The 8,046-nt window shown below is 61.6% G+C and carries 10 protein-coding genes; 5 read left to right on the top strand and 5 right to left on the bottom strand.

Features of this window, described 5'->3' with window-relative positions; all coding sequences use genetic code 11:
- The 5 genes from ACT67G_RS11300 to ACT67G_RS11280 form a co-directional block, all read left to right on the top strand.
- A partial coding sequence (locus ACT67G_RS11300) for a hypothetical protein (RefSeq protein ID WP_443664301.1) occupies positions 1 to 370 on the top strand: 370 nt, incomplete at its 5' end.
- A 74-nt stretch (positions 371 to 444) separates the two neighbouring features.
- The gene (locus tag ACT67G_RS11295; protein WP_325247338.1) at positions 445 to 903 is read left to right on the top strand and encodes a DUF2798 domain-containing protein; all 459 of its coding nucleotides are present in this window, start codon (positions 445 to 447) and stop codon (positions 901 to 903) included.
- Between the two features lie 214 nt (positions 904 to 1,117).
- Positions 1,118 to 1,735 carry a hypothetical protein gene (locus ACT67G_RS11290; protein ID WP_443664300.1) on the top strand — a complete coding sequence of 206 codons (618 nt, stop codon included), beginning with the start codon at positions 1,118 to 1,120 and terminating at the stop codon, positions 1,733 to 1,735.
- A gap of 31 nt (positions 1,736 to 1,766) precedes the next feature.
- Positions 1,767 to 2,630: a carboxypeptidase regulatory-like domain-containing protein gene (locus tag ACT67G_RS11285; RefSeq protein ID WP_443664299.1), complete on the top strand. Its 864-nt coding sequence runs from the start codon at positions 1,767 to 1,769 to the stop codon at positions 2,628 to 2,630.
- A 518-nt stretch (positions 2,631 to 3,148) separates the two neighbouring features.
- A complete protein-coding gene (locus tag ACT67G_RS11280; protein ID WP_443664298.1) occupies positions 3,149 to 3,751 on the top strand; it encodes a M15 family metallopeptidase in 603 nt (200 codons plus the stop codon).
- A 72-nt stretch (positions 3,752 to 3,823) separates the two neighbouring features.
- On the opposite strand, the gene ACT67G_RS11275 is transcribed toward ACT67G_RS11280, so the two are convergent.
- The 5 genes from ACT67G_RS11275 to ACT67G_RS11255 all read right to left on the bottom strand — a co-directional run.
- Entirely contained in the window at positions 3,824 to 4,747 is a 924-nt protein-coding gene (locus ACT67G_RS11275) for an Ig-like domain-containing protein (protein ID WP_443664297.1), read from the bottom strand.
- A gap of 181 nt (positions 4,748 to 4,928) precedes the next feature.
- The gene (locus ACT67G_RS11270) at positions 4,929 to 6,602 is read right to left on the bottom strand and encodes a formate--tetrahydrofolate ligase (protein WP_443664296.1); all 1,674 of its coding nucleotides are present in this window, start codon (positions 6,600 to 6,602) and stop codon (positions 4,929 to 4,931) included.
- Positions 6,603 to 6,794: 192 nt separating this feature from the next.
- Positions 6,795 to 7,151, bottom strand: a complete 357-nt coding sequence (locus ACT67G_RS11265) for a helix-turn-helix domain-containing protein (protein ID WP_325247344.1) — start codon at positions 7,149 to 7,151, stop codon at positions 6,795 to 6,797.
- 39 nt (positions 7,152 to 7,190) lie between these two features.
- Positions 7,191 to 7,346 carry a FeoB-associated Cys-rich membrane protein gene (locus ACT67G_RS11260; RefSeq protein WP_325247345.1) on the bottom strand — a complete coding sequence of 52 codons (156 nt, stop codon included), beginning with the start codon at positions 7,344 to 7,346 and terminating at the stop codon, positions 7,191 to 7,193.
- A gap of 16 nt (positions 7,347 to 7,362) precedes the next feature.
- Positions 7,363 to 8,046 (bottom strand): nucleoside recognition domain-containing protein (locus ACT67G_RS11255; RefSeq protein ID WP_443664295.1); only part of this gene is annotated, 684 nt, incomplete at its 5' end.

Raw genomic sequence — 8,046 nt, 5'->3', positions numbered from 1 at the left:
CCATCGTCGGAGCAAGCTTTATATCGCTTGCTCCGACTTTTTTCAAAGTCAGAGCGCGCTCATGCCACTGCTCCTCCTCTCCAAATCGAATCCGCTTTGTTGGGTTTTGATTTGGTTTTCTTTGACGGAAGCCACAAGTCCTGTATTGCCACTCAGACCACAAGGCCGTAAAGCTTGCTTTGCGGCCTTGTCTTTTCATGACTTCGGCAAGGAAGCCTCTTCCCCCCAGGCAGGCTTGGACCCATTCACAGCAATACTCCCGGAGTTTTGCGTTATTTTCCCGTCAAGGTACAGCAAGCTGCCAGGAAAACAGGCCAAATATTCGGAAAAAGTCACAATTACGAAGAGCATTTTTTGTGTGTTACGATAACTCTGCCCTGTGGTGTCAGAATAAGCCCAGGGAGGAAAGGAATGGAAATCATGCCTCAAAACAAGAGAGAAAGTTTGATCTACACAATCATGATGTGCTTTGTAATGGTGCTTTGGATGAGCATGTACAATGTGGCCCTGCAATACGGCACGGTAAATCTGGAAGTGGTGGCCGCAGGCTGGATGGGCTTCCCCTTCGCCTATCTGTTCGGCATGTGCTGCGACTGGTTCATTGCCTCCCGCATCGCCAAAGGCGTGGCCTTTCGATATCTGGTAAAGCCTCAGGACAGCGTTTTGAAAAAGATCCTGTGCATCTCCGGCGGCATGGTGGTGTGCATGGTGATCCTCATGTCCTTTTACGGAGCCTGTGAGCGGGCCTTTCATACCGGCACCTGGAACGAAGTGCCGATGACCTGGCTGACCAATATCCCCCGCAATTTCATCATGGCCCTGCCCTTTCAGTTTCTGATTGCCGGGCCTCTGGTGCGCCGGGTGTTCCGCGCCGCCTTTCCCGAGGGAAAGGTACTGGCGTAACCACAGGCATCCCCTGTCCCTCAACGGGTGTCCTTACAGCACAGAGCACGCTGTAAGGGCACCCGTTTTTTGCCCGCCATTGACCCCGGATGACATTCCGGCCTGCCGCGCATAGGATAAAGCGGCGGAATACCATCCGGGAACAAGGGCCGCTTTGCCCGCGGTATCCCCGGACGGCCTCCGCATTCCCATTTCAGGAAAGGGGGCTCCTCTTTTGTACGCACATCCCCGCAGGCACCGCCTGTCAGCCGTCCGGGCAGCCTGGAAGCGGCTGCACCTGGTGGATCGGTGCCTGCTTTTGATTATGGCCGTTCTGATGCTGCAGTCCCTGTACACGCTGTTTTTCCCCGGATGGGACAGCCAGCTCTCCGGCAGTATCGACGTTGTCGTCCGCACCTCCGCTGCGGCGGTCTTCGGCTACTTCCTCAGCGCCAACTTTGCCGCCCGGGACGAAGAAAGCCAGCAGGTACCGCCGGCCTCCCCGGTACATAGGATGGAACCGGCGGAAGCCGCCATAAGCAGCTCCGCCGGCCCTGTAAACCAAATCGGTTTTGTCTCCGGCACACAAGCAGATACCGGAGAGATCCAGCTTCAGAGCGATCCCGTGCTCCCGCAGCAGCCTGGATGCCGCTGCGCTCCGCAGATTCTGGTTGCCACCTGTATCGGGCTTTTCTGTCTGGTGACGCTGATCCTTCTGCGGAACATGGGGGTGGATGACAAAGCGCTGGCAAAGTCCAGTTCTCTGACTGCCACGGTCTCCCAATTCCGGGACTTTGTCTCCGGCTGTGTCGGTTTTTTGATTGGCTGTCCCTCTGCCCAGCAGAGCAGCTGACGGCACTTTTTCTTCTTGGAGGTTTCTTTTCATGCCCGATATCAAGCAAGACCTTCTGTCCCTGCAGTACAGCCAGAACTTTACCATTGACGGCTTGCAGGAAGCCAATGTGGATTTGTCCCTGCCCCCTGCCGGCGCTGCCGCCGCCACGGTGTACGGCGTAGTTACCGACGGCACTGCGCCCATTGCCGACGCCACCGTCAAACTCTTCGACAGCACCGGCATGCCCTACAGACATGTCCTCACCGACGCCGCCGGTGCCTACTCTTTCTCCGATATTCCCACCGGCACTTACAGCCTGGGGGCGGTGAAAGAGGGTTACCTGCTCAGCGATGCCGCCGGCGTCACCCTGTCCTCCGGCGCCACCGCTCAGGTGAACCTCACCTGCGTCGCCGATGCCACCCTGTCCCTGGGCGCTATTGCCGGTATCCTGACGGTCAAGGACCCCGGCGGCGTATCCCGGCCTCTGGGCAGTGCCAAGATCACCCTTCGGGATGCTTCCGGCGCTGTGGTAGCCGCCACCTACACCGCCGCTGACGGCGAATTTGCCTTCTACGACCTGGCGGACGGCGTTTACACCCTGCTGGCCTCCGCCGACGGTTACCTGACCTCCGCCCCCATGACCGCCGCCATTGCCGGAGGTTCCATCGCCAACCTCACCATGTCCACCATTGCGGACACCCGCACCTACAACGGCACCGTCAGCGGCATCATCCGCAACACCAGCGGCCAGGCGGTGACCGGATGCTTCGTAGGGCTCTATCAGGTGACCACCGTGGGCGGCATCACCCAGGAAACCCTGGTGGCCACTACCAAGACCAATTCCACGGGAAATTATCTGTTCGGCGGTGTGACCGGCGGCGAATACCTGGTCAAGGCCAAGCTGGAGCAGTAACACCTGCCCTGCTCCCAGGCCCCCGCTTTTATCTGGAGGATGACCAGGAGGCAAATGCCTCCTGGTGCCTTCCTCCCAATTACAGCCTCTGCTCACTTCGGCTCTGCTGGGAGGATTTTCGCCCCGAAGACCGGGTGGTGCTCTGTCCCCGGCACGGGTGCGGGTTTGGAGAGCGGATACTGCTTTGCTGCGGAGAGGCGCTCTTCGTCTCTCTCCCGCCGGGCGCCTGCCGCCTGACGCTGTGCCGCTGTGGCCGCGCAGTCCATCTGGCCGTACGGATGCCTCCCGGGGCAAACCTCTGCATCCGCTGCTGTCTGGAAACGGGCCGGATCTCCTGGTGTTGGGACTTTTTCCGCTCCTTTTTCAACCGCTGCAGCGGAACACGGCTGCTCTTCGGAACATCCGGAAGTTCCGGTGCATAGAATGAAGCGGCGGCACCGAATCTTCGGCGCCGCCGCAGACAAAGGCGGTGATTTCCTCTGTATAACAGCAGAAACATTGACGATCTTCGTCCCGACGTGGCTGCCAACTGCCGGGTCTTCCTGGAGCTGTGCAAGGCAAAAGGGCTCAAGCCCATGATCGCTGGCACAGTGCGGGACGACGCCTATCAGCTGGACCGCTACAACAAGGGCTACAGCAAATCCAAGCGTCCCTCCTTCCACGCCCAGGGGGTGGGGCTGGCCTTCGACTTCTGCAAAAACGTCCCCGGCCATGAATACGATGACCCGGCTTTTTTCCAGCAGTGCGGAGCTATCGGCGAGGCCATGGGCTTTGAATGGGGCGGACGCTGGGTCAGTTTCCCGGATCGTCCCCACATGCAGTGGAGCGGCCCCAGCCACACCTTCAAAAGCAGCGACATCTGGGCCGGGCGGCTGCCGCCCGCTATGCCGCTGTACCGTCCAAAGGAGGAACCGGAAATGACCCAGGCTCAATTCAACGAGATGTTTGAGGCAGCCCTGCTGTCCCATACCGCCCAGGTGAAAAACCGCCCGGCGGGAGATTGGTCTGCCCAGGCGTGGGAGGCCGCCCGCAAGGCCGGGATCCTGGACGGCAGCGCCCCGCAGGCTCCCCTGACCCGGGAACAGGCGGCGGTGATCCTCCAGCGGCTGAAGCTGTTTTAAGCGTTTTCTGACAGTTTTTCAAAAAGTGCCGCCCCGGCCGGGGCGGCACTTTTTTCTCATCTCATCCGGTACTTACTGGAACAGGGCATTGAAATCATCCACGATCTGGTCGCAATCCTTGTGAACCACCATCATGACATAGTTCCCATTGGAGACCACACGGCTGGAGTTTGTCCAAAGCTCCGTGGGCTCCGGATACCAGGCACCGGTCTCGGCCATGTAGTCCACCCGATCCTGCAGGATCTGCTTCACCGTGGCCACATCCGCGGAATTGGTGACCTCCACCAGGCAGAACTCACCGTTGTTCATGCTCATCATGGTGCCCATGATAAGGCATTGTTTGGTGGATATATCGCTCATGCCGGGGTAGTAGGTATCCAGAACATCCCCGGTAAAGGCCTGGAGGGTCTGGAACTCGTGGTTGGCGATGGTACTGTTGTAGAAGGCAGTGAGATCCACAGAGGTGGAGGCCGGCTTGTCCGCAGGTTCGTCCGCGGGTTTCTCCGCCGTCTGCCAGTCACAGCGCACCACGCAGGTGCGCGTTTCCTTGCCGCTGGTCACGGTAATGGTAGCCTTGCCGGGAGCTACGGCAGTCACCGTGCCGTCCTTGCCGACGGTGGCCACCTTGGGGTCGCTGCTGGTATAGGTGCAGGCCTCCTTGGTGCCGGAAGCGGTGAGCTTGTAGGTGCTGCCTGCCTGGAAGAGGGTAAAATCCGTGCGGCTGAGGGTCATGCCGGTCTCAGCCGGGGCATTCTGGCTGTTCTCCTGCGATGCGGAATCCGCATCAGAGGGGAGCGTCTCCTCTGCCAGAGCATCTTCTGTCCCGCTTTCCGCCTCCTCCTGGGACTCTTCCGCCTCATTCCCGGCATCCGACTCAGGAAGGGTCTCCTCCGCCTGGGTGGAATGTTCCTGGGTGTCGCCGGTATTTTCCCCACCGCAGCCCGCCAGGGCCAGCAGCATAGTCAGCGCTGCCAGCAGCGCCAACAGTCTCTTCATATCTGGTTTCCTCCTTCTCGCCGGATCTTCTCCGGTTCTTCTGGCTGCTTAGACGCACCCTCCCGTGAAAAAGTTCCCGCTTCTGGAAGATTTCTCACAGGCGGTTTCCCCCTAGTGCGCTATGCCGCGCCTGAAAAAACCGCCCGCCGCTTTTTATGCGGCGGGTGGTTCGGTATATCTCTCAGAAAAGGCCCGTGATGCGGCCGTGCTCGTCCACGTCGATCTTCTCCGCCGCCGGGACTTTGGGCAGGCCCGGCATGGTCATGATGTTGCCGGTCAGGGCCACCAGGAATCCGGCTCCGGCGGAGACCTTCAGGTTCCGCACGGTGACGGTGAAGCCCCGGGGCGCCCCCAGCCGTGCAGCGTCGTCGGAGAAGGAATACTGGGTCTTGGCCATGCAGATGGGCAGCTTGTCAAAGCCCAGCTCCGTCAGCTCCCGCAGCTGCTTGGCGGCACCGGCGGTCAATGTGACGCCGTCCGCCCGGTAGACCTTCCGGGCAATGGCGTTCAGCTTCTCCTCAATGGACATCTCGGGATCATAGCAGAAGCGGAACTGGGAGGGCTGCTGGCAAAGGCGCACCACCTCGGAGGCCAGGGCCGTGCCGCCCTCGCCGCCCTTGGCCCATACCTCGCACAATGCCACCCGGACACCCAGCTGGCGGCAGCGCTCCGCCACCAGGCTCAGCTCCGCCTCGGTATCTGTGGGAAACTCGTTGAGGGCCACCACACAGGGCAATCCGAACACCTGGGTGATGTTCTCCACATGCTGCAAAAGGTTGGGAAGTCCCCGTTCCAGAGCTCCCAGATCCTCCTGGGCCAGGGTGTTCTTGGGGGCGCCGCCGTGGTTTTTCAGGGCCCGCACCGTGGCCACCACCACCACGGCATCCGGCCGGATGCCCGCAAAGCGGCACTTGATGTCCAGGAACTTCTCCGCGCCCAAGTCCGCACCGAAGCCCGCCTCGGTAATGGTGTAGTCACTCAGACGCATGGCCATGCGGGTGGCCATGACGGAGTTGCAGCCGTGGGCGATGTTGGCAAAGGGTCCGCCGTGAATGAAGGCGGGAGTCCCCTCCAGGGTCTGCACCAGGTTGGGCTTCATGGCATCCTTCAGCAGGGCGGTCATGGCCCCCTCTGCGTGGAGGTCGTGGGCAGTGACTGGCTTTCCCTCATAGGTGTAGCCCACCACCATGCGGCCCAGCCGGGCCTTGAGGTCCATCAGGTCGCTGGCCAGGCACAGCACCGCCATGACCTCGCTGGCCACCGTGATGTCGAAGCCGTCTTCCCGGGGGCAGCCGTTGGCCTTGCCCCCCAGGCCGTCCACGATGTTGCGCAGCTGGCGGTCGTTCATATCCACCGCCCGCCGCCAGGTGATCCGGCGGGGATCGATCCCCAGGGTGTTGCCCTGGTGGATGTGGTTGTCCAGCATGGCCGCCAGCAGGTTGTTGGCGGCGCCGATGGCGTGGAAATCTCCGGTAAAGTGGAGGTTGATATCCTCCATGGGCACTACCTGGGCGTAGCCGCCGCCGGCGGCGCCGCCCTTGATGCCGAATACCGGGCCCATGGAGGGCTCACGCAGGGCCACCATGGCATTTTCCCCAATGCGCCGCAGGGCGTCCGCCAGGCCCACGGTAACGGTGGTTTTGCCCTCGCCGGCAGGCGTGGGGTTGATGGCGGTGACCAGCACCAGCTTGCCGTCCGGCCGCCGGACGTTGCGCAGCAGGGCGCTGTCCACCTTGGCCTTGTATTTTCCGTAGAGCTCCAGATACTCCGGGTCGATATCGGCGGTCTCGGCGATCTCGGTAATGGGCCGGATGGGGCAGGACTGTGCGATCTCGATATCGGACTTCATATTCATGAAATGACCTCCAATGCGGAAAGGTATTACTTTTTCTTTCAGTCCCCCATGATACCACGCTGTCCGAAAAAAAGAAAGTGCATCCTGCAAAAATCGGCAAAATTGCGGGAAATTCAAAAAAAGCGCATCGATTCCCGGCAAACTGACGGAAAGGAGAATGGCCCCGCAGCAAAAGCCGCGGGGCCAAGTGGTTCAATTTGTCTGTTTTGGGAAGCACCGCTCCGGCAGCACCGCCGCTAGAGCCCCCGCCGCGCACAGCGCCTCCTCCGGGGAGAGAGACAGTCCCATCTCCGGCAGCCGCCCCAGCAGGCACTCCACCCGGGCCTGGTAGCACCGGGCAGCGGCCTCTCCCGCGGGGGTGAGGACGATCTTGCCGTAGCGCTCCTTTGCGACGAGCTCCCGCTGTGCCAGGACCCCCAGCATCCGGGCCACAGAGGGGCGGGAGACTCCCAGCAGTGCCGCCACCTGGGCGGAGCTGACCGCCGCATGGGTCCCTGACAGTTCCCGCACCGCCGCAAGATATTTGAGATGTGCATGGGTCAGTTCCATGGCCGCCTCCTCCCGGGAAAAGGCCGAAAGCGCCATCCGTCACTCATGGCAGCCGCCGCATCCGCCGCAGGAACCGCAGTTCCCGCCGCAGGAGCAGCCGCCCCTGCCGTGGCGCTTGTTGTAGATGCCCCTGCCCACGATGGCCACAAAGACCACCAGGACGATCAATCCTGCAATGATAGTCGGTGCGTTCATCGGTCCGATTCCTTTCTCACTTGACGGCGGCGCGGCGGCTGGCGGCCTCCACGGCGCTGATGGTCAGCCGTTCATCGTCGTACTTATTCTTGCGGAACAGCAGGTACAGCAGGCCTGCGATCAGGACCACGGCCACGATGGTGCCCACACCGAAGGCCACCTCACCGGTGATGAGCCCGCCGATCTGATAGACGATCAGGGCGATTACATAGGCGAACACGCACATATAGCCGATGGCGATGGCGGTCCACCTGCCGTTGTTCATCTCCCGCTTGATGGCACCCATGGCGGCGAAGCAGGGGGCGCACAGCAGGTTGAAGATCATGAAGGAGTAGGCGGAGATGGCGGTGAGGTCGCCGGATGCGGCCAGCAGGCCCCAGATCTCGTCGCCGTTCTCGCTGACCTCACCCGCGTAGCCGTACAGCACGGCCAGGGTGGCCACCACATTCTCCTTGGCGATGAGGCCGGTGAACACCGACACGGTGAGCCGCCAGGTGCCGAAGCCCAGGGGCCCGAACACAAAGGCGATGGCGGTGCCGATGGAGGCCAGGACGGAGTTGTTCATGTCCGCCACCATGCCGAAGGAGCCGTTCTCCCAGCCGAAGCCCTGGAGGAACCACAGCACGATGGAGGAGGCCAGGATCACGGTGCCGGCCCGCTTGATGAAGGACCAGCCCCGCTCCCAGGTGGCCCGCAGCAC

The sequence above is a fragment of the Dysosmobacter sp. genome (genome assembly GCF_052306735.1).
Taxonomy (GTDB): domain Bacteria; phylum Bacillota; class Clostridia; order Oscillospirales; family Oscillospiraceae; genus Oscillibacter.
The sequence above is the reverse complement of the archived record's forward strand: the minus strand, read 5'-3'. Positions and strand labels throughout refer to the sequence as shown.

Coding starts and splice junctions, on each gene's coding strand:
- ACT67G_RS11285 (WP_443664299.1), top strand. CDS start 1,767: ATGCCCGATATCAAGCAAGACCTTCTGTCCCTGCAGTACAGCCAGAAC.
- ACT67G_RS11275 (WP_443664297.1), bottom strand. CDS start 4,747: ATGAAGAGACTGTTGGCGCTGCTGGCAGCGCTGACTATGCTGCTGGCC.
- ACT67G_RS11270 (WP_443664296.1), bottom strand. CDS start 6,602: ATGAATATGAAGTCCGATATCGAGATCGCACAGTCCTGCCCCATCCGG.
- ACT67G_RS11265 (WP_325247344.1), bottom strand. CDS start 7,151: ATGGAACTGACCCATGCACATCTCAAATATCTTGCGGCGGTGCGGGAA.
- ACT67G_RS11260 (WP_325247345.1), bottom strand. CDS start 7,346: ATGAACGCACCGACTATCATTGCAGGATTGATCGTCCTGGTGGTCTTT.